General features: G+C 73.9%; 19 protein-coding genes and 1 pseudogene. 14 read left to right on the plus strand and 6 right to left on the minus strand.

What is annotated here, in order from left to right; all coding sequences use genetic code 11:
* Positions 1–71: 71 nt before the first annotated feature.
* A complete protein-coding gene (locus BN2279_RS21795) occupies positions 72–1379 on the plus strand; it encodes a phosphoribosyltransferase family protein (protein WP_059012153.1) in 1308 nt (435 codons plus the stop codon).
* On the opposite strand, the gene polX is transcribed toward BN2279_RS21795, so the two are convergent.
* The gene (gene polX / locus BN2279_RS21800; RefSeq protein ID WP_059012155.1) at positions 1330–3063 is read right to left on the minus strand and encodes a DNA polymerase/3'-5' exonuclease PolX; all 1734 of its coding nucleotides are present in this window, start codon (positions 3061–3063) and stop codon (positions 1330–1332) included. The two genes, BN2279_RS21795 and polX, sit on opposite strands and share 50 nt — an antisense overlap.
* A gap of 148 nt (positions 3064–3211) precedes the next feature.
* Here polX and BN2279_RS21805 point away from each other — a divergent pair, with 148 nt between their 5' ends.
* From BN2279_RS21805 to BN2279_RS21820, 4 genes are all read left to right on the plus strand, one after another.
* On the plus strand, positions 3212–3796 hold the full coding sequence (locus tag BN2279_RS21805; protein ID WP_059012157.1) for a TetR/AcrR family transcriptional regulator: 585 nt from the start codon (positions 3212–3214) through the stop codon (positions 3794–3796).
* A gap of 69 nt (positions 3797–3865) precedes the next feature.
* Positions 3866–4093, plus strand: a complete 228-nt coding sequence (locus tag BN2279_RS21810; protein ID WP_059012159.1) for a hypothetical protein — start codon at positions 3866–3868, stop codon at positions 4091–4093.
* A gap of 29 nt (positions 4094–4122) precedes the next feature.
* Positions 4123–4635 (plus strand): Clp protease N-terminal domain-containing protein, encoded by a 513-nt coding sequence (locus BN2279_RS21815; protein WP_059012161.1) that lies wholly within the window; start codon positions 4123–4125, stop codon positions 4633–4635.
* A gap of 190 nt (positions 4636–4825) precedes the next feature.
* The gene (locus BN2279_RS21820) at positions 4826–5887 is read left to right on the plus strand and encodes a protein-L-isoaspartate O-methyltransferase family protein (protein WP_059012167.1); all 1062 of its coding nucleotides are present in this window, start codon (positions 4826–4828) and stop codon (positions 5885–5887) included.
* Positions 5888–5905: 18 nt separating this feature from the next.
* Here the strand turns inward: BN2279_RS21820 and BN2279_RS21825 are convergent, their stop codons facing one another.
* Complete coding sequence (locus tag BN2279_RS21825) at positions 5906–7876, minus strand: ATP-binding protein (protein WP_079032372.1); 1971 nt, start codon at positions 7874–7876, stop codon at positions 5906–5908.
* Positions 7877–8210: 334 nt separating this feature from the next.
* Between BN2279_RS21825 and BN2279_RS21830 the strand changes: the two genes are divergently transcribed.
* The 3 genes from BN2279_RS21830 to BN2279_RS21840 all read left to right on the plus strand — a co-directional run bounded on the left by BN2279_RS21830 (position 8211) and on the right by BN2279_RS21840 (position 10385).
* The gene (locus BN2279_RS21830) at positions 8211–9053 is read left to right on the plus strand and encodes a TetR/AcrR family transcriptional regulator (protein ID WP_079032373.1); all 843 of its coding nucleotides are present in this window, start codon (positions 8211–8213) and stop codon (positions 9051–9053) included.
* Positions 9050–9304, plus strand: coding sequence for a hypothetical protein (locus tag BN2279_RS21835; RefSeq protein ID WP_059012175.1), 255 nt, complete (start codon positions 9050–9052; stop codon positions 9302–9304). The genes BN2279_RS21830 and BN2279_RS21835 overlap by 4 nt, the downstream gene beginning before the upstream one ends.
* A gap of 67 nt (positions 9305–9371) precedes the next feature.
* Positions 9372–10385, plus strand: coding sequence for a C40 family peptidase (locus tag BN2279_RS21840; protein ID WP_059012176.1), 1014 nt, complete (start codon positions 9372–9374; stop codon positions 10383–10385).
* A gap of 12 nt (positions 10386–10397) precedes the next feature.
* Here the strand turns inward: BN2279_RS21840 and BN2279_RS21845 are convergent, their stop codons facing one another.
* Positions 10398–10883, minus strand: a complete 486-nt coding sequence (locus BN2279_RS21845; protein WP_059012178.1) for a roadblock/LC7 domain-containing protein — start codon at positions 10881–10883, stop codon at positions 10398–10400.
* Positions 10880–13258 (minus strand): sensor histidine kinase, encoded by a 2379-nt coding sequence (locus BN2279_RS21850; protein ID WP_159037306.1) that lies wholly within the window; start codon positions 13256–13258, stop codon positions 10880–10882. The genes BN2279_RS21845 and BN2279_RS21850 overlap by 4 nt, the downstream gene beginning before the upstream one ends.
* A gap of 264 nt (positions 13259–13522) precedes the next feature.
* Here BN2279_RS21850 and BN2279_RS21855 point away from each other — a divergent pair, with 264 nt between their 5' ends.
* Positions 13523–14320 (plus strand): protein phosphatase 2C domain-containing protein, encoded by a 798-nt coding sequence (locus BN2279_RS21855; protein WP_059012182.1) that lies wholly within the window; start codon positions 13523–13525, stop codon positions 14318–14320.
* A gap of 155 nt (positions 14321–14475) precedes the next feature.
* Here the strand turns inward: BN2279_RS21855 and BN2279_RS29570 are convergent, their stop codons facing one another.
* Entirely contained in the window at positions 14476–14673 is a 198-nt protein-coding gene (locus BN2279_RS29570; RefSeq protein WP_159037307.1) for a hypothetical protein, read from the minus strand.
* Positions 14674–14773: 100 nt separating this feature from the next.
* Here BN2279_RS29570 and BN2279_RS21860 point away from each other — a divergent pair, with 100 nt between their 5' ends.
* The 4 genes and pseudogenes from BN2279_RS21860 to BN2279_RS21870 all read left to right on the plus strand — a co-directional run bounded on the left by BN2279_RS21860 (position 14774) and on the right by BN2279_RS21870 (position 20911).
* Positions 14774–15613 carry a response regulator transcription factor gene (locus BN2279_RS21860; RefSeq protein WP_079032419.1) on the plus strand — a complete coding sequence of 280 codons (840 nt, stop codon included), beginning with the start codon at positions 14774–14776 and terminating at the stop codon, positions 15611–15613.
* A 49-nt stretch (positions 15614–15662) separates the two neighbouring features.
* Positions 15663–16715, plus strand: a complete 1053-nt coding sequence (locus BN2279_RS21865; RefSeq protein ID WP_059012184.1) for a HAMP domain-containing sensor histidine kinase — start codon at positions 15663–15665, stop codon at positions 16713–16715.
* 333 nt (positions 16716–17048) lie between these two features.
* A pseudogene (locus tag BN2279_RS28055) lies at positions 17049–17277 on the plus strand (2-oxoglutarate dehydrogenase E1 subunit family protein); the annotation flags it as partial.
* Positions 17278–17455: 178 nt separating this feature from the next.
* Positions 17456–20911: a multifunctional oxoglutarate decarboxylase/oxoglutarate dehydrogenase thiamine pyrophosphate-binding subunit/dihydrolipoyllysine-residue succinyltransferase subunit gene (locus tag BN2279_RS21870; protein WP_234348034.1), complete on the plus strand. Its 3456-nt coding sequence runs from the start codon at positions 17456–17458 to the stop codon at positions 20909–20911.
* A 101-nt stretch (positions 20912–21012) separates the two neighbouring features.
* On the opposite strand, the gene fxsT is transcribed toward BN2279_RS21870, so the two are convergent.
* On the minus strand, positions 21013–24030 hold the full coding sequence (gene fxsT, locus BN2279_RS21875) for an FxSxx-COOH system tetratricopeptide repeat protein (protein WP_059012186.1): 3018 nt from the start codon (positions 24028–24030) through the stop codon (positions 21013–21015).
* A gap of 235 nt (positions 24031–24265) precedes the next feature.
* Between fxsT and BN2279_RS30785 the strand changes: the two genes are divergently transcribed.
* Positions 24266–24460 carry a hypothetical protein gene (locus tag BN2279_RS30785; RefSeq protein ID WP_234348035.1) on the plus strand — a complete coding sequence of 65 codons (195 nt, stop codon included), beginning with the start codon at positions 24266–24268 and terminating at the stop codon, positions 24458–24460.
* Positions 24461–24567 lie beyond the last annotated feature (107 nt).

The raw sequence follows: 24567 nt of genomic DNA on the forward strand, positions 1-24567 counted from the left end.
GCCGCGCGGGGGGCCGCCGGAGGCGCTTCCATGGAGGGGAGCACTCCCGAGGAGGTACCGGAGGTACCGGCATGATCTTCGACGATCGCGTCGACGCCGGGCGGAGGCTGGCCCGGGCGCTGGAGCCGCTGCGCGGCCGGGACGTCGTGGTCCTCGGACTCCCCCGGGGCGGCGTCCCCGTCGCGGCCGAGGTGGCGGGGGCGCTGCGGGCGCCGCTCGACGTCTGCCTGGTGCGCAAGCTCGGCGTCCCGTTCCAGCCGGAGGTCGCCATGGGCGCCATCGCGGAGGACGACGCCCGGGTGATCAACGACGAGGTGGTGCGCCGGGCGGGGATCGGCGACGGCGAGATCGCCGCCGTCGAGGAGACCGAGCGGGCCGAGCTGGCGCGGCGGGCCGGCGAGTACCGGGGCGAGCGGCCCCGGGTCTCGGGGGCCGGGCGGACGGTCGTGCTCGTCGACGACGGCGTCGCGACCGGCGCCACCGCCCGCGCCGCCTGCCGATCCGCCCGCGCGCGCGGCGCCGCGCGGGGCGTGCTGGCCGTCCCGGTCGCGCCGCCCGGCACGGCCGCGCGGATCGGAGGCGACGCCGACGAGGTGATCTGCCCGGACACCCCGGCCCAGTTCGCGGCGGTCGGCCAGTTCTACCGGCACTTCGAGCCGACGACGGACGCCGAGGTGGTGGCCTGCCTGGAGCACGGCACCACCCACGAGGTCACCTTCCCGGCCGGGGACGCGGAGCTGGCGGGCGAACTGTCCGTGCCCGTCGGCGCGGCCGGCGTCGTGCTGTTCGCGCACGGCAGCGGCAGCGGCCGGCACAGCCCGCGCAACCGGTTCGTCGCGGAGGCGCTCAACCACGCGAACCTCGGCACGCTTCTGTTCGACCTGCTCACCGCCGAGGAGGAGCACGACCGGACCAACGTCTTCGACATCGGTCTGCTGGCCCGCCGCCTGACCGCCGCCACCCGGTGGGTGGAGCGTTCCGCCCCGAACGCGGGGCAACTGCCGATCGGTTACTTCGGCGCCAGCACCGGGGCCGCCGCCGCGCTCTGGGCGGCGGCCGAGCCGGAGCGGCGGAACCGGATCGCCGCCGTCGTGTCGCGCGGCGGGCGCCCGGACCTGGCCGACCACCGGCTGGCGGAGGTCACCGCCCCGACGCTGCTGCTCGTCGGCGGGAACGATCCGCAGGTCATCGAGCTGAACCGGACGGCCCGGCAGGCGCTGCGGTGCCCCACCGAGATGACCCTGGTCCCGGGCGCCACCCACCTGTTCGAGGAGCCGGGCGCCCTGTCCGAGGTGGCCGAGCTGGCCCGCGACTGGTTCCTGACCCACTTCACCGCCGCCGCTTCGGGCCCTTCTTCAAGAAGTGCCTCAACCGCGTGAGCGGCCAGGTGTTGATCACCTCGTCCTTGGTGAGCCAGCCGCGCTGCGCCGTGCCGACGCCGAACCGCATGGTGCCCAGCTCGGCCGTCGCGTGCGCGTCGCTGTCGATCGAGAACCGCACGCCGTGCCGCCGCGCCAGCAGGATGTGCTCGTCGCGCGGGTCGAGACGGTTGGGGTGGCCGTTGACCTCGACGGCGGTGCCGGTGCGGGCGGCGGCGGCGAACACCGCGTCCAGGTCCACGTCGATCCCCGCCCGCCGGCCGATCTTCCGGGTGGTGAGGTGGCCGATGATGTTGACGTACGGGTTCTCGCAGGCCCGGATCAGGCGGCGGGTCTGGGCGTCCCGGTCCAGCCCGAAGTGTGAGTGGACCGAGGCCACGCACAGGTCGAAGCCGGCCAGGAAGTCGCCGGGCCAGTCCACGTTCCCCTCGGGGTCGATGTTGAGTTCGGTGCCGTGCAGCAGCCGCATCCGCCGGTGCTCGCCGTCCAGCGCGCGGAGCCGTTCCCGCTGGGCGAGCGTCTTCTCCCGCGTCATGCGCTGCATCCGCAGCTCGGGCGCGTGGTCGGTGACGGCGTAGTAGGCATAGCCACGCGCCGCCGCCGCCCGGACCATGTCCTCCAGCGTGTCCAGACCGTCCGTCAGGTCCGTGTGGGTGTGCAGGTCGCCGCGGATGTCGTCCTCGGTGACGGGCTCGGGCAGCTCGCCGCGGAGCGCGGCGGCGACCTCGCCCCGGTCCTCGCGCAGCGTGGGCGGGATCCACGGCAGGCCGAGCCGCTCGTAGACCTCCTCCTCGGTCCTGGCGGCGATCCGTTTCCCGCTCTCCGCCTCGAACAGCCCGTACTCCGACAGCTTCAGCTTCTTGCGCACCGCGATCTCGCGGACGCGGATGTTGTGCGCCTGGGAGCCGGTGAAGTACTGGAGGCCCGCGCCCCACGCGTCGGGCGGCAGGACGCGCAGGTCGAGCTGGAAGCCGGTGGCGGTCCTGACCGACGTCTTCGTCGGCCCCCGCGCGATCACCTCGGCGACCAGCGGCAGCGCGGTGAACGCCTCCATCACCGGCTCCGGGTCGTCGGCGGCGGCCAGCAGGTCGATGTCGCCGACGGTCTCCCGCATCCGCCGCAGCGACCCGGCCCACGCGCAGCGCTCGCAGCCGGGCGCCCGCGCGATCCCGGCGACGGCCTCGTCCGCCAGGCGCGTCGCGGCGTCCAGGAGGACGCGCCCGCCCGACTGCCGCTGGACGTCGATGCCGTGCAGGATGTTCTCCCGCGACTTGGGCCCGAAGCCCTTCAGGCCGTCGAGCCCGTCGGCGCGCAGCGCGGTGACCAGCTCGTCCACGGAGGCGATGCCCCGCTCCCGGTAGAGCGTCATCGCCTTCTTCGGCCCGAGGGTGGGCACCCGCATCAGCTCCCGCACCCCGGGCGGCACGGCGGTGCGGCTCTCCTCGACGGCGGCGACGCGGCCGGTGCGGAGATACTCCTCGACCTTGTCGGCGATGGACCGTCCCACGCCGGGGATCGCGCGCAGGCTCTTCGCGTCGAGCGTGGCGATGTCCTCCGCGTGGCGGCCGATGGCGCGCGCGGCTCTCTCGTAGGCGCGCTGCTTGAACGCGTCTCCGCCGGTGATCGCGATGAGGTCGGCGTACTCCTGGAGGAGCGCCTCGACCTCCTCGTTCGGCCGGGCCATGGAGCCAGTCTAGAAAGGGTGTGGCGGATCGGCACGCGGGCCGCATACGCGGGGGTATGGCGCGTGGGTCGCGCTGACCTGCGAGGGTCTCGCGGGGGATATGGAAGGACGGCTTCCCGTCGTGAACACGGCAGTAGAGTCTGGGCCCATGAGCGAGTCCCCCGCGTCGTCCGGCCCCCCAGGTCTCACCCGCGCCGAGCGCCGCAGGCGGACACAGGAACGGATTCTGGACGCGGCACGGGACCTGTTCGCCCAGCAGGGGTTCGAACGCACCACGATCCGCGCGGTCGCCGCCGCCGCCGGGGTGGACCCGGCGCTGGTGATGCAGTACTACGGCTCCAAGCGGGAGTTGTTCGCGCGGGCCGCGCAGGTGCCGGACCCGCTGGTGCCGGCCGCCACCAGGGACGCCGACCAGATCGTGGAGGCCCTGCTGGCGACGCTCGGCGGCAAGCTCGACGGCCTGCCCGCGACCACCGTGGCGATGCTGCGCTCGATGCTCACCCACCCCGAGGCCGGGCAGATAGCCAGGGAGACCTTCGGGCGGCAGGTCGCGGAGATCACCGCCGTGCTGCCGGGCCCCCACGCCGACGTGCGGGCCGCGCTGCTGATCTGTGTCGCGGTCGGCGTGACGATCGGTCACCAGATGCTGGGCGTCGAGGCGTTGCGCGACCTGCCGCCGCGTGACATCACGGAGTTGCTCCGCCCGGCGCTCCAGGCCCTGATCAACGCCTGACCGCCCGGCACCCCCACCGCTCATCAACCTTGGTTGACGCACTCTCTCCTCATCAACTAAAGTTGACGCATGATCGACGCGGCCGACATCCCTCCGCCCGACCGCCCCGACGACGCCTTCGCGGCCGTGGTCGCCCTGCGCCGGCTCGCCGCCTCCCTGGAGCGGGCCGCCGTGGACCAGGCGCTCGCCCAGGGATGGACCTGGAGCCGGATCGGGGAGGCGCTCGGGATGACGGGCCAGGCCGCGCACAAGCGGCTGGCGCCCTCCCGGCGCAAGCCGCTCGACGACGACATCTGACCGCGGCGGCGGAGGGGACGAGGGGAACCATGGGACTGCGGAACGCGGTGACGAACATCCGGATCATGAACGAGCTGTTCACGACGGCGGAGCGGGAGGCGCGCGCCCTCGGCGACGAGGTCCCCGGCGCCGAGCACCTGCTGCTCGCGGCGCTCACCCTGCGCGAGGACGACACCGGCCGGCGGGCCTTCGCCGCCTTCGGCGTCACGGCGGACGGCGGCCGGGGAGCGGTCGGCGCCGCGCACGCCGCCGCCCTCGGCCCGCTCGGCATCGACGCCACCACCGCCCGCCTGGCGGAGGCCACCCCGGCGCGCGCGCCCAGGCTCGCGCCGTACCGCAGCACCGGCACCCTGCGCGAGGTCTTCCAGCAGGCCGCGGCGCTGTCCAAGAAGGCACGGCCCGGGCGGCTGCGCGGCGCGCACATCGTCCTGGCCGTCACCGACCTGCGGCACGGCACGGCGGCCCGGGTCCTGGAGCGGCTCGGCATCGAACCGGCGGCCCTGGCCGACGCGGCCGGGGACACCCTCGGCATCCGGGACTGACGCGCGGGCGGCCGGACACCCGGTCCCGGACGACGCCGGGCGGCCACGGGCAACGGCCGCCCGGCGTTTCCGGTCCGGCAGGAAACCTCCGGTGGCACTACGTCCCGCGCGGCCGGTCGTTGGGTATCGCGTACCACCGCGACACCCCGCAGTCACCCCGTGTGACGCCGACGTCCTGGAGGAACCGCCCATGACCACCGCCACCCGACCGGCCGCGGAGCTCCGCCGGGAGCTCGCCGACGCGCTCGCCGCCGAGGGCCTGCTCCGCCCCGGCCGCTGGCACGCCGCGTTCGCCGCCGTGCCCCGGGAGATCTTCGTCTCCGCCTTCCACACCCACCGGCCCGGGGACCCCGAGTACCTGGCGGCGGTCCACTCCGACGAACCGCTGCTGGGTGTCCGGCCGGGCACGGCGGCGGCCATGCTGGAGGCGCTCGGCGAGGGGCTGCCCGACCGGGGGCGCGTGCTGGAGGTCGGCCAGGGCAACGGGTACGGCGCGGCGCTCCTGTGTCACGGGCTCGGGAACGAACGGGTGGTGTCGCTGGCCACCGAGGCCGCCGCGGCCCGGATGGCGCGGGCCTCGGCGGCGCCCACGGTCGTGCTGGGGGACCCGGCGCGCGGCTGCCCCGAGCACGCGCCCTTCGCCGGGGTGCTCGCCGTCTGCACCGGCGGCCGGGTCCCGGCGGCGTGGGCCGCTCAGGTCGTGCCCGGCGGGAACCTCGTCGTCGCGCTGCGGCTGGGCGTCGCGGTGCTGACCGTCCGGGAGGACGGTTCGGCCGCCGGGCGGTTCCTGCCGGTCCTCGACCGGCCGTCCGCCGTCACCCCACCCGCCGCCCGCAGCTACATCCCGGCGCTCCTGGTGCCGCTGGGCCGGCAGGCGGACGTGGGGGTGCCCGCCGATCCCGGCGGCGACATGGCGCGGTTCCTCGGCGCGCTCGCGCAGCCCGACGTGCACGAGCTGAGCCTGATCGACGCGGACGGGCGGCGGCTGTACGGGCTGGTGCACCCGGCCGGCGAGTCCTGGGCGCGGCTGGCGCCCCGCGACGACGGCACCGCCAGCATCCAGTACGACGGCCCGCGCGACCTGTGGGCCGAGCGCGCGGCGCTGCTGGCCGACTGGACGGCGGCCGGGCGGCCGGGGCCGGAGCGGTACGGGCTCACCGTGGGCGCCGACGGCTCGCACCGGCTCTGGCTGGACTCCCCCGACGACGAGCGCGCGCGGCTGCTGCCGCCACCGTCCGAGCGCCGCGCCTGAGCGGCGGGCACCGGCCCGTCAGGCGGAGACGGTGTCCGTGTGGTGTTCCTGTGCCACGACGGGGCTCAGCAGTCTGGGCGGGAGCGCCACATAGGCCGAGACGCCCGCGCCGCGCGCCATCGACGTCGTGGGCGCGCTCTGCGTGTGCCGGACCTCGACCTGGACGCCGAGGCGGGCGGCGATGGTGCCGACGACGTAGTGGCCGAGGAAGCGGGTGGGCGCGACCAGGAAGTTCTCCTGGCCGGCCAGCCGGGCGTTGGCCCGGGCCAGCTCCTCCTCCGTCATGCCGTTGCCCCGGTCCACCACGGCCAGGCAGTACTCGGCGCCGTCCCACCAGCCGTACACCTCGACCGGCCGCGCGGGCGGCGAGGCGGTCAGCGCGTTCTCGATCAACTCGGCGAGCAGGTGCGACAGTTCGTACACAACCCAGCCCTGCACCTGGCACGGCTCCGCCTCGACCAGCGAGACCCGCCGGTAGTCCTCGACCTCCGAGACCGCCGACCGCACCACCTCCGCGATCTGCGCGGTGCCGGTCCACACCCGGGGCGGCAGCGGCTGGCCGGTGAGGATGAGCAGCGAGTCCGCGTTGCGGCGCATGCGGGTGGCGAGGTGGTCCAGCTCGAACAGCTCGGCCAGCGCGTCCGGGTCCAGCTCCTTGCTCTCCAGCGCGGTGATCAGGCGCAGTTGGCGGCGGACCAGGCGCTGGTTGCGGTGGCCGAGGTTGGCGAGGGACTCGGTGCCGTTGCGGCGCAGCACGGTCTGCTCGGCGGCCAGGCCGACGGCGGCGCGTTCCACGTCGTGCAACGCGGCGGCCAGCCGGGTCACTTCCTCGGCGCCCCCGCCCAGTCCCGGGTCCGGGGCGGGCGGTTCGAGACGTTCGGCCTCCTCCGGCTCGGCCTCCTGGATGGCGCGGACGGTCTCCGGCAGCCGGCGGCCGGCGACGTTCTCGGCCTGCCGGGTCAGTTCGTCCAGCGGCCGGGTGATCGACCGCGAGGCCAGCAGGGCGAGCGCGACCGCCACGCCCAGGATCAGCGCGCCCAGCACCACGAAGCCGACCAGCTCCCGGGTGGCCGCCGCGCGCAACGCGTCGGTGCGGTCGGCGACATCGGTGCCGATGCGCTGCTGCGTCTCGTGCAGCCGGTCGGTCAGCCCGGTGGCCGCGGCCCACCACTCGTCGGCGTCCACGTCCAGGTCCGAGCCGTTGGCGCCCGCCTCGGCCCGGGCCTCCATGTCCTCGACGACGCCGGCCTCGTCGGTGGCGAACGCGGCGTCCAGCGTGGCCTGTTGCTCCTCGGTGGCCAACTGCCCGAAGTAGCGCAGCGCCGACTCACGGTCGGCGCGGGCCGTCGCGAAGTCCAGGAACTGGCCCTCCGCGAAGTGACCGGCGACGAACACCCCGTTCATCAGGCCGCGTTCACGGGCCAGGGCCTCGATCGCGCCGGACAGCGCCTGGAGCGCGGCCATGCCGTCGCTCAGCCGCTGGTCGCCATGGCCGCCGTACTCGGCGAGTTGCGCGTCGTTGAGGTCCGCGATGACGTCCGAGTAGTAGCTCAGGCTCTCCGCGCGGACGGCCGAGTCGATCGAGTCGTCGTCCACGGTCACGCGCACCTCGGGCAGTTGGCCGAGCCCGGTCAGCGCGTCCTCGTACGCCGGGGCCTCGCCCTCGTCCACCCGGCGGTCCAGCTCGCCGAGGATGGCGTCGACCCGGCGCCGGGTGTCGGCCAGCTCGGGGAAGTACTGACCGGCCCCGACCAGCAGGCCGCTGGTCAGCCCGTGCTCGCGCTGCAACTCGCGGACGAGGTTCTGCACGTCGAGCGCGAGGCTCACCCGGTCGCCGCTCTCGCGCGCGGCGGACCAGTCGGCCGCGCGGTCGGCGACCCCGGCACCGGCCAGCACGAGAAGGAGGCAGGTGGGCACGGCGAGCACGATGGCCACCCGGCCCCGGATGGTGCTCCAGCTCGGCAGCCGGACCGTCCTTCGTCGCGTCATAGTCACCCAGCACACCGAAGGCCGGTTACCGGAGGGCCGGGAACCCGTGTCGCGAAAATGAACGGGCGGCGTGAACTCGGAGGTGAACGGCAGGGCCCGCATCGGTGTACAGCCGGCGCGCGACGACGCCCGCGCACCGGCCGCGCGACGCCCGCCCGCCGCGCGAACGTTTGCGCGCACCAGTCCGCGGCGCGCCCGCCCTGCCGCTCTCCGTCGCGTTCGTGAATCCGGGCCCGGCGGGGCGCCGCCCCGGGCCGCCGGCCAGGTCGGGGGCGGGCCGCGGCCCGCGAACCTGACCGCACGCGGGCGGGCGGCGGCGGTTACCCTTCAGGACATGAGCAGCCGCCCCGCACTACCCGGCCGTGCGTACCGCAGGCTGACCGTGGAGGAACGCCGCGGGCAACTGATCACCACGGCACTGCGGCTGTTCGCCCACAACCCGCCCGAGGACGTCTCCCTCGACGACGTCGCCCGCGAGGCGGGGGTCTCCCGCCCCCTGGTCTACCGGTATTTCCCGGGCGGCAAGCAGCAGCTCTACGAGGCGGCGCTGCGCAGCGCCGCCACCGAACTGGAGCTGTGCTTCGCCGTGCCCGCCGAGGGCCCGCTCAGCGACCGCCTCGCCAGCGGCCTCGACCGCTACCTGGCCTTCGTCGTGGAGCACGGCGAGGGCTTCGCCGCGCTGCTCAAGGGCGGCAGTGTGGTCGAGACCTCCGGCACCAGCGCCATCGTGGACAGCGTGCGCCGGGCCGCCGCCCAGCAGGTGTTCGCGCACCTCCAGGCCCCGGCGCCCGGCCACCGGCTGGCCATGGCCGTGCGCACCTGGATCACCGCGGTCGAGGCCGCGTCGCTGATCTGGCTGGACGAGGACCGGGCGCAGCCGGTGGAGGAGCTGCGGGACTGGCTGGTGGACCAGCTCCTGCTCCAGCTCGCGTCCACCGCCGCGCGGGACGAGGAGACGGCGCGGGCCGTGCTGGTGGCCGCCTCCGTCGAGGAGCCCGGCGGCCGGATCGACTCCCTGATCATGCGCATGCTGGCCATCTTCGACATCTTCGGCTCCTCGGTGGACCTCGGCCGGCTCGGCCCCCTCGATCCTGCGGAACCGGCGGAGTCCGGGAAGCCGGTCGCGCCGGTCACGTCCCTGGACTCCGTGGACTCGCTGGGGTCCGGCGAGTCGTGAGGAGCGAGGAGACGCCGTTCGTCGGCGGCCCCCTGGACGGCCGGGTACTGCCCGTGCTCGTCGGCCCCACCGGCAAGCCGCCCCGGGTCTACGAGGTGCCGGTGCCCGACGCGGACGGCGGGCCCGGGACGGTGCACGTCTACCGGCTCCAGGCCGCGGGGGCGACCCGGCTGCTGCGCCTGCCGCGCGGCTGGCGCTACGTGTACGCGCCCGGCGCCGAGCCGGGCCGCGCCCACCGACGGCGGAGCTGACCACCCGTTCGCACGCCCCGGCGCGCGCCCCCGCGCGGGCCGTGCTGGGGTGTCGTGCGTGCCGTCGATGATCAAGACCCTGGCCGGCGCCCTGACCGCGCTGGCGCTCACCGCCCTGGCCGCGCCGCCCGCCGCCGCCGAACCGCCCGACGCCGAGGCGCTGCTGACGGAGCTGAAGCTGCTGTACCGGGAGACGGGCGCCGCCACCGAGGCGTTCAACGAGACCGACGAACGGCTGCGCGCCCAGCGCGCCGAGCCCGCCGAGCTGACCGAGCGTCTGGCCGGCACCCGCACCGACCTGGCCGCCGCCCGCCGCCTGGCGGGCCGGCTGGCCGCCGGGGAGTCCCGCGGCGGCGGCCTGACGCTCCCTCCGGCGCTGGGCCTGCTGCTCGGCGCGGACCCGGGCCGTGCCCTGCACGACGGAACGGTCGCGGCCCGCGCGGCGGCGGCCCAGGCGGCGGAGATCGACCGGCTGGTCGCCCACGAGGAACGGGCCGACGAACTGGCCACCGCCGCCCGCGAGGCACTCGACGCCGAGGAGGCCCTGGCGGAGCGCCTGCGGCGGGAGCGCGACGAGATCCACCGGCGGCTGGACGAGCTGACCGCGCTGCTGGCCGGGCTGACCCCCGAGGAGGCCGCCGACCTCGCGGCCCTCGCCCGGGCCGGCGCCGACGAGGCCCAGGGCGACCTGCTGGCCTCCGGCGCCCTGGGCGACGACGCGCGGCCCCCGTCACCCGCCGGCGAACTGGCGCTGGAGTGGGCCCTGTCCCAGCTCGGCAAGCCCTACGCGTGGGGCGCGGAGGGCCCCGACGCGTTCGACTGCTCCGGCCTCACCTCGCGGGCGTGGGCGCACGCGGGCGTCACCGTTCCGCGCACCAGCCGGCGCCAGTGGGAGGAACTGCCGCGCGTCCCGCTGTCCGCCCTGCGCCCCGGCGATCTGGTGGTGTACCACGACGACGCGAGCCACGTGGCCCTGTACGCGGGCGACGGACAGGTCGTCCACGCCCCGCGCCCCGGCACCGAGGTGACGCTGGACCCGCTGGCCGGCAACCCGGTCCTGGGCGCGGTCCGCCCCGGCTGACGCGCCGGAGGGTCACCGCGCGTGGGGGCGGGGGGTCGCCTGCCGCAGCTCCGCGCGCAGCTCCGGCGTCAGCAGGTGCCCGGCCCGGCCCACGAACAGCGCCATGTGGTACGTCACCACGCCCATGTCCGCGGTCGGTTCGGTGTAGACGCCGAGCAGCGAACCGTCGCTGATCGACATCACCAGCAGGTTGCCCGTGTCCATCGCGACCAGCGTCTGGCGGACCGGGCCCCCCTCCATCAGGTTGGCGGCGCCCACCGTGAGGCTGCCCAGACCGGAGACGATCGTCGCCAGGTCCGCCGCCGCGCCCAGCGGGCCCACCGCGCGGCGCTGTGGAGCGCCGGCCGGCTCGGAGGAGAGCAGGGGAAGTCCGTCGGCCGAGACGACGGCGACCGACAGGACGCCGGGCACCTCCTCGACCAGGCGGGTCAGCAGCCAGCGCAGGTCGTCCCCGGCCTTGCTGTACGCGCCGGGGGCCATACGGGTCTGTGCGGTCATGACGGCAGCTCCTCTCCGGCCTCGCCGGGATGTGGGCCCGCCGCCCTGGCGGCGTCCCGGTGTCCTTCTCTCGCGCCACGCTGGAAGCCGCCGAGGCGGCGGCGCAGCTCCTCGGCGTCGACGGCCCGCGCCCGGCCGGCCGTGGGCTGGGGCGAGGGCCCGACGCCGGTCGCGGACGGGTTGCGCAACGGCAGCCCGCTCTCGGTGACGACGGTGGTTCTGGGGGTGGTGTCGGCCGCTCTGGCATGCTCCGGCACGGCCTCGGCGGCCTGGGCCGGAGCCGGGGCCGGAGCGGGCGCGGCGGCACGGGCCTGGGCGGGCACCGAAGGATACGGCTCCGCCAGCGGTTCCACCAGGGTGCCGGGCAGCACCACGTGCGCCACCGTACCGCCGCCCGGCCGGGCGTCGAGCCAGCAGCGCAACTGGTGGCGGGCGGCGAGCCTGGCCACGGTGTACAGGCCCATGCCGATGCCCACACCCGGCGCGTCGCTCCCGGCGCCGGGCGGTGGGGTCACGGGGTCCGCGATCCTGGCGTTCAGCTCGGCCAGCCGCTCGGGCGTCACGCCCGCCCCGTCGTCCTCGACGGTGAACACCAGCTCGTTCTCGGCCCACCGCGCGCTCAGCCGCACCCGGGCACCGGCCGGGGAGAACGCCGTGGCGTTGTCCAGCAGTTCGGCCAGCAGGTGGCTGACGTCGCGGGCGGCGCCGCCGACGATGCGGGCGGCCGGGGGCGGCGGGGCCGTCTCCACCAGCTCGTAGCGTTCTATCTCGCTCACCGCGGCGCGGGCCACGTCGATCAGCGACAGCGGCTCCCCGAGCTGCGGCGGCGGCTCGGCGCCCGCGAGCAGCATCAGGTTCTCGCCGTGCCGCCGCATCCGGGCCGCGAGGTGGTCGACGGTGAACAGCACGGCGAGCCGGTCCGGGTCCGCCTCGTGCTCCTCCAGGCCCTCGATGACGGTCAACTGCTCCCCGACCAGGACCAGCAGCCGCCGGGCGTGGTGGGCGAACATGCCGTGGACGGCGCCGTGCAGGGCCGCGAGGCGGGCGTTCAGCTCGTTGTGCTCGGCGAGCAGCCGGTCCCGCTCGGCCCGCAGCCCGCCGCTGTCGCGGGCCGCCGCGTCGGCGTCCCGGGCGGCGGTGGCGGCCTGCGGCTGGAGGGCCGCCCCGCGGGCGCGCAGCGCGTTGACCGAGGGGACGACCTCGGCGAACTCGTCGTTGCGGCCGGTGAACCTGACCGGTTCCTGGCCGGTGGGGTCGGCGGCGACGCGGCGGCTGCCGAGCCGGACGGCGGCCAGCGGCTGGGTGAGGGAGCGGGCGGTGTGCACGCTGACGCCGAAGGCGAGCACCAGAGCGGCGAGCACGATGCCCGCCGTGATCTGGAGCTGGGTCATGTCGTCGTCGGCGAGCTGCTGGAGGGTCGCGGCCCGCTCCTCGGCCAGCGAGACCAGCATGTCGCGCTGGAGGCCGGTGCGGGCGGACAGGGCGACGGAGACGGCGCCGGGGTCGAGGGCGAGATCCTCGCCGGAGAGCCCGGTGGCGTCGGTGAGGGCGGCGAGGTACGCGGTGGCGTCGTCCACCTCGGGTCCGGCGACGGCCCGCTCGTAGTCCTCCCAGGCGACCCCGTCCGCGATGGCGCGGAAGTCGGCGAGCGCGGCCTCCTCGCGGGCGGCCTCCCGCCGGGCGTCCGCGGCCGGGTCGGGCTCCCCCGGGCCGGCCGGGGCCCCGGCGGCCAGCGCCGCCAGCAGCAGTCCCCGGGTGGCCGAGGAGGCGTCCACGGCGCGGGCGAGATCGGGCAGGGCGTCACCGGTGGGGTCCGCGGCCCGGTCGGGCGTCGCGCGGCTGACGGCGCGCAGGACCCCGTCGAGGGCGGCGATGGCCGCGCTGTAGGCGTCGTGGGCGGCGACCGGGGTGCTCCGCCCCGCCAGGGCCGCCTCCCTCGCCTCGGGCAACGCGTCCAGGCGGGTGCGCACGGACACGCCGACGTCGGCGCGCAGCCCCGCGATCTCCTCGTCGACCCGGGTACGGGCGTCCTCGGGAAGGACGTCGCCCGGCAGGGGGGCGCCGGCCGCGCCGGGGGCGCCGAGGGCCGCGACGAGGGCGTCCCGCTCGTCGGCCAGCAGGTGGGAGACGGCGGTGGCGCGTTCGGCCAGCTCGGCGTCGGCGACGAGCGCGCGGGAGTCCCGCAGATCGCGCACGCCCGCGTGGACCGCGGGGGCGCCGGCGATGGCCACGGCGGTGCCGGTCAGCAGCAGACCCGCCATCAGCCGGGTCCGCACCCGCACGCGCCGCCGCCGGGCCGCGCGCGCGCGGGAGGCTGACGGGGCGGAAGGCGACGGATCGGCGTCGGCGGGGTCATGCTCTGTCGTCTTCCGCACCTGTGCTCGCATTCTCGTCACGTAGGCACCGACCTTGCCAGCGCCGACAGGGCAGGGGGCCGGCTCCCCGAAGCGGCCACCCGAAGGAGTGAACAACAGAGGAGAGTTGAGGGACAAGCGGAAGACAGAACATGACCCTGCGGAGTCGGGGCAACCGACTGGCTTTCCGCGCCTGCTCCTGGCAAGATCCGCATCCGCCCTGGCACCCGGGGGCGTTACCCCGGCATTCACTGACAAAAGTCAGCCTACGGCAGACTCATCACCATGCGCGTCCATTCCGCCACCCAACCGGGCACCCCGGGCCGCCCGAACGAGGATTTCGCCGCGACGGCCGTTCCCGCGGGGGGAGTCGGGGGCGCGCTGGTTCTCCTCGACGGAGTGACGGCACCGGCGGGTGACTTCGGATGCCGTCACGGTGTCGCCTGGTTCGCGGCCGGGTTGGGCGGGGCGCTGCTGGAACTGGCCGCTTCCCGGCGGCATGTGCCGCTGGCCGGGTGCCTGGACCTGGCCATCTCCCGTACGGCGGACGGCCATGGCACGACCTGTGACCTTTCTCACCCGCGCACCCCGCAGGCCACGGTGGTCTGTTCGCGCTGGGACGACGACACCGTGGAGTACCTGGTGCTTTCCGACTCGGCGCTGCTGCTGCGGGCGCCGGACGGGGCGGTGCGCGCGGTGCTCGACCCGCGCCTGGACGAACTGCGGCCCGCCGCGCGGCGGTTGCCGATGGAGCGGCGGGCCGGGTTCCTGGAGGGCCTGCGGAACGCGGAGGGCGGCTTCTTCACGGCGGCGGCCGATCCCGCGGTCGCCGCGCTGGCGGTGACCGGGTCGGCGCCGCGCGCCGCGGTGCGGTCGCTGGCGGCGGTGACGGACGGCCTCGGACGCTGGGTGGAGACATTCCGCCTGGGCGGCTGGCCGGAGTTGTTCACGCTGCTCACGGACGAGGGCCCGGCCGCGGCCATCGCGCGGGTCCGGGCCGCCGAGGCGGCCGATCCGGACGGGGTGGCGTTCCCCCGGGGCAAGGCGAGCGACGACGCGACGGCGATCGTGGTGGAGTTGTAGAAGAGGGGTCCCCTCTCTCACCCACCTTTCACCTTTCACCGGACGGGCACCGCGCGCGGCGTCCCAGCTCCCCCCGCCGGTCCGGTGGCCTCTCGGCGCGCCACCGGCTCCCGCGGACCTCCCACCTTGTCGTGAACGGCTCACATTCGGCGGCATCACCCCCCTGCTCCGCCCACCTCTCCACCGACTTCGCACAGAATCCGCGCGATGCCGGATTCGCGGACATTCGCACCAGAGAAGTGCCTGTCGCCCGACGTGTTCTCGACGTGCTGTTTCTCGCCACGCACCATCTCGCCAGCCAGTCCGCGTAGCCGCCACGCAAGTTCGCCATCTACGCTCTTGCCAGTGCTCATCAGCACATCTGAAGCACATTTCATTGCCAGAAACAGCGGAACTGGCACAGGACGATCCCGGGGGCGGGATATGACGCAGACAGACATCAGGACATCACCGATGGACCGGAACCATCAGGAGAAGACACTGTCATCGAACGGTCAGGCCGAGCACGGCGCCCCGGACCGGGCCAACATCCACGGCACCACGGCGACCACGCCCGGCGCCCAGCGGCGGGTCCTCGTGGTCGAGGACGACCCCACCATCGTCGAGGCCATCGCCGCCCGGCTGCGGGCGGAGGGCTTCCTCGTGCAGACCGCCGCCGACGGCCCGGCGGCCGTCGAGACGGCCGCCGCCTGGCACCCCGACCTGCTCATCCTCGACGTGATGCTGCCCGGCTTCGACGGCCTGGAGGTCTGCCGCCGGGTCCAGGCCCAACGGCCGGTGCCGGTCCTGATGCTGACGGCTCGTGACGACGAGACCGACATGCTCGTCGGACTCGGCGTCGGCGCCGACGACTACATGACCAAGCCGTTCTCCATGCGCGAGCTGGTCGCCCGTTCCCACGTCCTGCTGCGGCGGATCGAGCGGGCCGCCGTCGCCGCCACGACCCCGCGTCCCGGCAGCGTGCGTCTGGGCGACCTGGAGATCGACCGCACCCAGCGCAGGGTCCGCGCGGCCGGCAAGGACATCCACCTGACGCCGACCGAGTTCGACCTGCTGATGTGCCTGGCCCGCTCCCCGCGGGCGGTCCTCACCCGCGAGCAGTTGCTGGCCGAGGTGTGGGACTGGGCCGACGCCTCGGGCACCCGCACCGTGGACAGCCATGTGAAGGCTTTGCGGAGGAAGATCGGCGCCGAGCGCATCAGGACCGTCCACGGAGTCGGGTATGCCCTGGAGACACCCCCCGGCTTCGCCGGTGAGCCCGCCGGACGGGGCCAGGCTGTTCACGAGGTCTGAACACGTGCCCGAGCCGGTTCGCCATTCCCTCTGGCGGCGGGTATGGCCCATGATGTGGCGCGTGCTGCGCCCGTTCGATCCATTCCGCTCGGTGAAGGCTGCCCTCGGCTGGCTGGTGATCGTCTCGGTGGTGATCACCACCGTGCTGATCCAGGTCGCCTACCGCTCCGACATCGCGCTCCAGGTGATCGCCATCATCGCGATCATCGCTTCCCTGCTCGTCACCCAGTTCGTCGCACACGCGCTGGCGGCGCCCCTGGTGGAGATGACCTCTGCCGCCAGGGCGATGGCCCGGGGCAACTACAGCCGCCGGGTCCGCGTCGCGCGCCGCGACGAGCTGGGAGACCTCGCCCTGGCGTTCAACCGCATGGCCGCCGACCTCCAGTCGGTCGACCGGCAGCGGAAGGAGCTGGTGGCCAACGTCTCCCACGAGCTGCGCACGCCCATCGCCGGGCTGCGCGCCGTGCTGGAGAACGTCGTGGACGGCGTCTCCGAGGCCGATCCGCAGACCATGGCGACCGCGCTGCGCCAGACCGAGCGGCTCGGCCGCCTCGTCGAGCAGCTCCTGGACCTCTCCCGGCTGGAGAACGGCGTCGGCGTGCCGCTCCAGCCGCGCGGCTTCGAGGTGGAGCCGTACCTGTCGGCGGTGATCAACGACGCCACCGTGGCGCTGCGCCGGGGCCACGCCAGGACCGACGTCAAGTTCCGGCTCGACGTCACCCCCGGGCATCTGATGGCGCACGCCGACCCGGAGCGCCTGGACCAGGTGGTCACCAACCTGGTCGACAACGCGGTCAAGCACAGCCCGCGCAACGGCCAGGTCACCGTCGTGGCCCGCCCGGGCCACGGGCCGGGTGGGCTGGTGCTGGAGGTCCTGGACGAAGGGCCCGGCATCCCGCAGGCCCAGCGGGAGCTGGTCTTCGAGCGCTTCGGGCGCGGGACCATCGACGGCGTGATCCCGCGCGACGGCGGCACGGGTCTGGGTCTGGCGATCGCCCGCTGGGCGGTCGATCTGCACGGCGGAACGATCGGCGTGGCCGAGGCGCGGCGCGGCTGCCGCATCCGCCTCACCCTTCCGGGTAACGCGCTGGCGAACAGTTGACGCCGGGCCGCCGCCCGGCCCCCCATGGCCCGGATCGCCGCCGCACCGGCGCCGGGCCGCCCCCGGAGCCGCTCGCCGCCCTCCGCCGCCATCCGCCCAGCTCGGGGCGGGACCGACGGCCGTCGCGTGCCATGTCGCGTTCCGTACTGATCATTTTGTCGCCGGATTGAGCCGAAACGGTTGCGGTTCCCGCCCTATCCGACGGCGAAACACCCCGGCGAATGTGGCGTAGGACACGTCTGGCGGCTGAGGACTGCGCCGGACCGCCCCGGAGGCGTAGCCTTGTTTTCCGCTATCAATGACCTTGCGAAGCGGAAGAGGGCGGTTGCCGCCGTGTCGCCACAGTCCCCGAACACATCGAGCGTCGAGACCGACCAAAGCACAGGGTCGAACCCTGCCGCGGGTTTCGGTGCCAACGAATGGCTCGTCGACGAGATCTATCAGCAGTACCTGCAGGACCCGAACTCCGTGGACCGGGCCTGGTGGGACTTCTTCGCCGACTACAAGCCCGGCGGCGACGAGACCGCCGCCACCGCCCCCCCGGGGACGAACGGCACGGGCACCGCCGCGGCCCAGGAGCTGCCTCTTATACACAACTGCCGCTGCCGACGAAGAGGATAGTGTAGATAACGGGGGGACAGCGCAACCCCAAAATAAACAAGCTCTAAGAAAATATCAGGACAAAGCAGTGGCTCCGATTATGACGCTCTGCACCCCCGCTGCTTTCTCGTGTAGACGCATTGGACACCGACAGACTCGAATGCAGACGTCTCGGGGGGCAGCGCAAGTGGGGTAGAGGAACGAGGCCCGCCGAGGCGAAGCCGGCCGCGAAGCCCGCCCCGGCGGACACCGAGGGCCCCGAGTTCGTGACGCTGCGCGGCCCCGCCGCCGCCGTCGCGAAGAACATGAACGCCTCCCGCGACCTCCCGACGGCCACCTCGGTCCGCGCGGTCCCGGTGAAGCTGCTGTTCGACAACCGCATCGTCATCAACAACCACCTCAAGCGCGCCCGCGGCGGCAAGGTGTCCTTCACGCACCTCATCGGCTACGCCATGGTGCAGGCGCTGAAGGCGATGCCGTCGATGAACCACTCGTACGCCGAGCGGGACGGCAAGCCGACCCTGGTCAAGCCGCCCCACGTGAACCTGGGCCTGGCCATCGACCTGGTCAAGGAGAACGGCGACCGCCAGCTCGTCGTCGCCGGGATCAAGAAGGCCGAGACGCTGACCTTCTTCGAGTTCTGGCAGGCGTACGAGGACATCGTCCGCCGCGCCCGCGTCGGCAAGCTGACGATGGACGACTTCTCCGGCGTCACCGCCTCCCTCACCAACCCCGGCGGTCTGGGCACCGTGCACTCCGTGCCCCGCCTGATGCCCGGCCAGAGCATGATCCTGGGCGTGGGGTCCATGGACTACCCGGCCGAGTTCCAGGGCACCTCGCAGGAGGCCCTCAACCGCCTGGGCGTCTCCAAGATCATGACCCTGACGAGCACCTACGACCACCGGGTGATCCAGGGCGCGGCCTCCGGCGAGTTCCTGCGCCTGATGAGCCAGTTCCTGCTGGGCGAGCAGGAGTTCTACGACAAGATCTTCGAGGCGCTGCGCATCCCCTACGAGCCGGTGCGCTGGGCGCGGGACATCGACGTCAACCACGACGACGAGGTCACCAAGGCCGCCCGGGTCTTCGAGCTGATCCACTCCTACCGGGTCCGCGGCCACCTGATGGCCGACACCGACCCGCTCGAGTACAAGCAGCGCAAGCACCCCGACCTGGACATCAAGGAGCACGGGCTCACCCTGTGGGACCTGGAGCGCGAGTTCGCGGTCGGCGGCTTCGCCGGCAAGTCGATGCTCAAGCTGCGCGACATCCTCGGCGTCCTGCGCGACTCGTACTGCCGGACCACCGGCATCGAGTACATGCACATCCAGGATCCCAAGGAACGCAAGTGGATCCAGGACCGGGTGGAGCGCCCGCACACCGCGCCCGAGCGCGAGGAGCAGTTGCGCATCCTGCGCCGGCTGAACGCGTCGGAGGCGTTCGAGACGTTCCTCCAGACGAAGTACGTCGGGCAGAAGCGGTTCTCGCTGGAGGGCGGCGAGACCGTCATCCCGCTGCTGGACTCGGTGCTGGACGAGGCCGCCGCCGACAAGCTGGACGAGGTCGTGATCGGCATGGCCCACCGCGGCCGGCTGAACGTCCTGGCCAACGTCGTCGGCAAGTCGTACGCGCAGATCTTCCGGGAGTTCGAGGGGAACCTCGACCCGAAGTCGATGCACGGCTCCGGCGACGTGAAGTACCACCTGGGCACCGAGGGCACGTTCACCGGCCAGTCCGGCGAGACCATCAAGGTGTCGCTGGCCGCGAACCCCTCGCACCTGGAGGCCGTCGACCCGATCGTGGAGGGTGTCGCCCGCGCCAAGCAGGACGTCATCGGCCGGGGCGGCAAGGACTTCACCGTCCTGCCGGTCCTCATCCACGGCGACGCGGCGTTCGCCGGCCAGGGCGTGGTCGCCGAGACGCTGAACATGTCGCAGCTCCGCGGCTACCGCACCGGCGGCACGGTGCACATCGTCATCAACAACCAGGTCGGCTACACCGCCACCGCCGCCGCGGCCCGCTCGTCCACGTACTGCACGGACGTGGCCCGCATGATCGAGGCGCCGATCTTCCACGTGAACGGTGACGACCCGGAGGCGGTGTGCCGGGTGGGCCGGCTGGCCTTCGAGTACCGCCAGGCGTTCAACAAGGACGTCGTCATCGACCTCGTCTGCTACCGGCGCCGAGGGCACAACGAGACGGACAACCCGTCGTTCACGCAGCCGTTGATGTACGACCTGATCGACAAGAAGCGCTCGGTGCGCAAGCTGTACACCGAGTCGCTGATCGGCCGGGGCGACATCACGCTGGAGGAGGCGGAGCAGGCGCTCCAGGACTTCCAGGGCCAGTTGGAGAAGGTCTTCAAGGAGGTCCGCGAGGCCAGCGTGACCCCGGCCCCGGCCGAGGTCTCCACGCCGCGCCCGGAGTTCCCCACGGCGGTCGAGACCGGCGTGAGCACCGAGGTCGTCAAGCGCATCGCGGAGTCGCAGGTCAACATCCCCGAGCGGATCACCGTCCACCCGCGTCTGCTGCCGCAGTTGCAGCGGCGGGCCGCGATGGTCGAGGACGGGACGATCGACTGGGCGATGGGCGAGCTGCTCGCCATCGGGTCGCTGCTGATGGAGGGCAGCCCGGTCCGCCTGGCCGGCCAGGACACCCGGCGCGGCACGTTCGGCCAGCGGCACGCGGTGCTGATCGACCGGAAGACCGGCGAGGACTACACCCCGCTGCTGTACCTGACGGAGGACCAGGCCCGGTTCAACGTCTACGACTCGTTCCTCAGCGAGTACGCGGCGATGGGCTTCGAGTACGGCTACTCGCTGGCCCGGCCGGAGGCGCTGGTGATGTGGGAGGCCCAGTTCGGCGACTTCGCCAACGGCGCCTCGACCGTCATCGACGAGTTCATCTCCTCGGCCGAGCAGAAGTGGGGCCAGACCTCGGGCGTCACGCTGCTGCTGCCGCACGGCTACGAGGGCCAGGGCCCGGACCACTCCTCGGCCCGGATCGAGCGCTTCCTCCAGCTCTGCGCGCAGAACAACATGACGGTGGCGGCGCCGACGCTCCCGTCGAACTACTTCCACCTGCTGCGCTGGCAGGTCCACAACCCGCACCACAAGCCGCTGGTCGTCTTCACCCCGAAGTCGATGCTGCGGCTGAAGGCGGCGCCCTCGAAGGCGGAGGAGTTCACCCAGGGCGGCTTCCGGCCGCTCATCGGGGACACCACCGCCGACCCGGCGGCCGTGCGGAAGGTGGTCTTCAGCGCGGGCAAGGTCTACTACGACCTGGTGGCCGAGCGGGAGAAGCGCGGCCTGAACGATGTCGCGCTGGTCCGGCTGGAGCGGCTGTACCCGCTGCCGGTGGACGAGCTCCGCGCCGAGCTGGCCCGGTACGGGAGCGCCGAGACGTTCGTCTGGGCGCAGGAGGAGCCGGCGAACCAGGGCGCCTGGCCGTTCATGGCGCTGAACCTGGCGGAGAACCTGGACCGCCTGGACCGGCTGCACCGGGTGTCGCGCCCGGCGTCGTCGTCGCCCGCGGTCGGCTCGGCCAAGCGGCACCAGGCCGAGCAGCAGACGCTGGTCAACGAGGTGTTCGACCTCTAGAGGTCCTGACCCGACGGTGAGGGGCCGTCCGCCGCGCTCGCGGTGGACGGCCCCTCACCTTTCCCTTCGCCTTGACCCTCGCCGTTTCCCCCGGCCGGTCCCTACGTGGACAGCGGCTCGAAGTCCCAGTACGGGCGCACCCGGGAGCGGGCGCTGACGGTGTGGACGTGCTGCGCGCCGAGGGTGGTGCCGAAGCCGGTCACGGCCTCCTCCTCCACCTTGTCGGCCTCGTCGCGCTGCCGCAGCCCGCGCAGGTCGGTGGCGAGCGCCAGCAGTGCGCACAGGTACAGCGGGTGGTGACGGCCGAGCGCCTCGGCGGCGCGGCGCGCGGTGTCCCGGCTCAGGTCGGCGGCGCCCTCGACGTCGCCCTCCAGGTTCCGCCCGGCGGTCGCGTTCAGCGCGATGCCCAGCGTCCAGGGGTGGCCGGGGCCGAGGGCGGCCGTCATGTCGGCGAGGCACTCCTCGTTGAGAACCTGGGCCTCCTGCCGCTCCCCGGCGGCGCGCAGCACCAGGACGAGGTTGCCCCGGGTGCCGATGGTGTACGGGTGCCGGGCGCCGAGGGTGGTGCGGTAGTGCTCCGCGGTCCGCTCCCCGATCGCGCGGGCCCGGTCCAGGTCGCCGTGGGAGCGGTAGAGCATCGCGTAGCAGGTGGCGACGCGCAGCGTCATCGGGGACAGGTCGCCGACGACGCGCTCGGCGCGCTCCAGCAGCGCGCCGAGCCGGGCCTGCGCGCCCGCCCGGTCGCCCGCGCGGCGCAGGCACATCGCGTAGTTCAGCTCGGCGCCGAGGGTCTGCGGGTTGTCGTCGCCCATCACCAGCCGGTGGATCTCGACGCTCTGCTCCATCACCGACAGCGCCTCCGTGTACCGGCCCAGGAGGCGCAGGTCGAGGGCGTAGGCGTTCTCCGAGGAGAGCGAGGTGGGGTGCCGGGGGCGCAGCAGTTCGCGGCGGGCCTGGAGGGTGAGGCGGTCGGCGTCGAGCGCTTCGGCGTAGCGGCCGAGGAGGCGCAGCGACGTGGCGAGGTTGTGGCGGGCGTTGAGGGTGCGGGCGTCGTTCTCGCCGAGGAGGGTGGTGTAGCCCTCCAGGACCTGTTCGCCGATCTCCAGCGCCTCCGCGTACTCGGCGAGTCCGCGCAGGTCGGCGCCGAGGCCGTCCTGGGCGCGCAGGACGGCGAGGTCGCGGTCGCCGCGCTCGGCGCTGAGGTGGTCGATGACCGCGCGGTCGATCTCGGCGGTGCGGGCGTAGGCGCCGGTGGCGCGCAGCACGGTGGCGTGGAGGGAGCGGAGGTCCCACAGCAGGGGGTGCTCGCGGCCGAAGACGTCGCACCACACCTTCTCGGTGCGCTCGGCGAGCTGGAGGCCGGCCGTGTACTCGCCCGCCAGGTAGAGGTAGCTGAGGCAGTTGAAGATCAGCCGGTGCATGTCGGCGTGGCCGCTGCGGAGCGCGCCGGAGGCGTCGAGGTGGGGCACGATCCGCGCGAAGCGCCACCAGCGGCGGGTGTCCTGGGGCCGCCGCGGGTCGGTGGCGGACAGGGCGCGGCGCACGGCGCGGGAGAACAGCTCCTGGTCGTCCTTGGACATCCCGGCGCGGACGGTCTGGTGGACCATGCGGTGGACGTGGATGGTGCCGCCGTCCTCGGAGCGGGTCTCCTCGTCGGGGGCGTCCCAGCGGATCACCGAGTACTGCACGAGCTTGCTGATGGCCGCGTTCCAGCTCAGCGGGTCGTCCATCAGGCCGGTGAGCCGCTCCGGCAGGGCGTCGGAGGGGACGCCGCGCACCAGCTCGACGGGGATCGCGCCGGGGGCGAAGAACGCGCACAGCCGCAGCAGTTCGACCGCCTCGGGGACCGTTTCGCGCAGCCTGTTCAGCAGTATCGAGAAGGCCGTGTAGTAGGTCATGGGGAAGTCGGCGGCGACCCGCAGCCCGATCTCCACCTCGGAGCTGTCGGCGAGGAGACCGACGTATTCGCCGACCGACATGGACGAGTCGTTGAGCCAGCCCGCCGTCTGGTCGAGCGCGAGCGGGAGGTCGCCGAGGGCCTCGGCGAGCTGGTCGGCCGACGCGGGGTCGATGCGGGGCGCGCGGCGGCGGATGAACGCCACGGACTCGTCGCGGTCGTAGACGGGGATCTCGATCAGCGCGGTGTTGTGCTCGGCCCACTCGCGGTTCTGCGAGGTGATCAGCACGTGCCCGCGGCCGGAGGGCACGAGGTCCGCGACCGGACCCGGGTCGTCGGCGCCGTCGAGGACGATCAGCCAGCGGTCGTAGGGGTCGCCCCGGCGCAGCGCGTCCCCGACGGCGCGCAGCCGTTCGCCGTACTCGGGCCCGGTGGTCAGGTCGAGGGCGGGGGCCAGCTCCGCGAGCCGCTGCCGCAGGGTGCCGCGCTGGTCGGCGGGAACCCACCACACGAGGTCGTACTCGGAGCCGAAGCGGTAGATGGACTCGGCGGCGGCCTGCGTCTTGCCGACGCCCGACATGCCGAGCAGGGTGACGACGCCGGCGCCGGGCTCGGCGCGCTGGAGCGTGTCGTAGACGTTCTGGAGGGTGTCCTCGCGGCCGGTGAACCGGATGTTGCGGCGCGGGACGCCGCCCCACACGCGGGGCTGCTCGTGCGGGTAGCGCGGGCCGCCGCGTCCGCCGCCGAGGGTGCCGGTGGAGGAGGGCGGGGCGGGCGACGGGCCGAGCAGGCTGAGCAGCCGCCGCTCCGCCTCGCGGGCGCCGACGCCCCACAGCTCGGTGACGGTGCTGAACGCGGCGGTGGCGGTGGGCATTTGCTGCGCCGAGACCGAGACGGCGCTGAAGCGGCGGGAGTTGGGGGCGACGACCGAGCGCAGCGCCGCGTTCCACTCGGCGTCGGTGCGCGGGCCGAGCTTGAAGTACCAGTCGCTGAGCACGACCAGGACATGGCCCTCGTACAACAGCAGGTCTCGCAGGGCGACTTCGAGCGGCACCTCGACCGGCGGGTTCCACCGCTGGTAGGCGACCTGCCAGCCGTTGCGTTCGAGGCGGTCGCCGATCCACGCCGCCCAGGCGCGGTTGAACCCGGCGAAGCTGATGGTGATCCGGTGGCTCTCCGCCCCCGGCGGCGCTCCTCCCACCTGGCTCTCGTGCTCGGCCATCCGACCGTCTCCCTCGTGCTGCCCGCGGTTTGGCGGTCCGCCGCGGCTGTCTGCTGTGGAACGGATCCCCCGTACGACGACCCGTCAGATGTCCTCGCTGGGAACATACACCGCCGGTCCGCCGGGTAACCGTTCAGCGCGTGTGGGTCCGCAGCCACAGCGTCCGGGCGGTCTCCACGTAGGCGGCGGCGCGGACGAGATGGCCCTCGGGCGGCTCGATGTCGCGGAGCTGCTCATGCCGTTGGGCCATGGCGGCGGTGAACACCCGTCCCGCGTCGGTGAGCAGGCGGGCGCCGCGCACGGCCGGCAGCACCGCCCCGACCTGCGCCCAGCAGCGGGCGTGCGCGGCCCAGGCGTGGTCGCGGCCGGTCGGGTCGTCGAGGCGGACGGCGAGCTGCCGCCAGAACCCGGCCAGGGCGAGGTGGGGTAGACGCCGTGACTATACACAGTCTCCGCTGCCGACCCAGGGGCGACCAGAGCAATTGCCTGCAGACCTACCTCACCCAACGAACCCGCTTTACTCGCCTTCCGTCATGA

Origin of the sequence: Streptomyces specialis (assembly GCF_001493375.1) — a bacterium.
Classification (GTDB): Bacteria; Actinomycetota; Actinomycetes; order Streptomycetales; family Streptomycetaceae; genus Streptomyces; species Streptomyces specialis.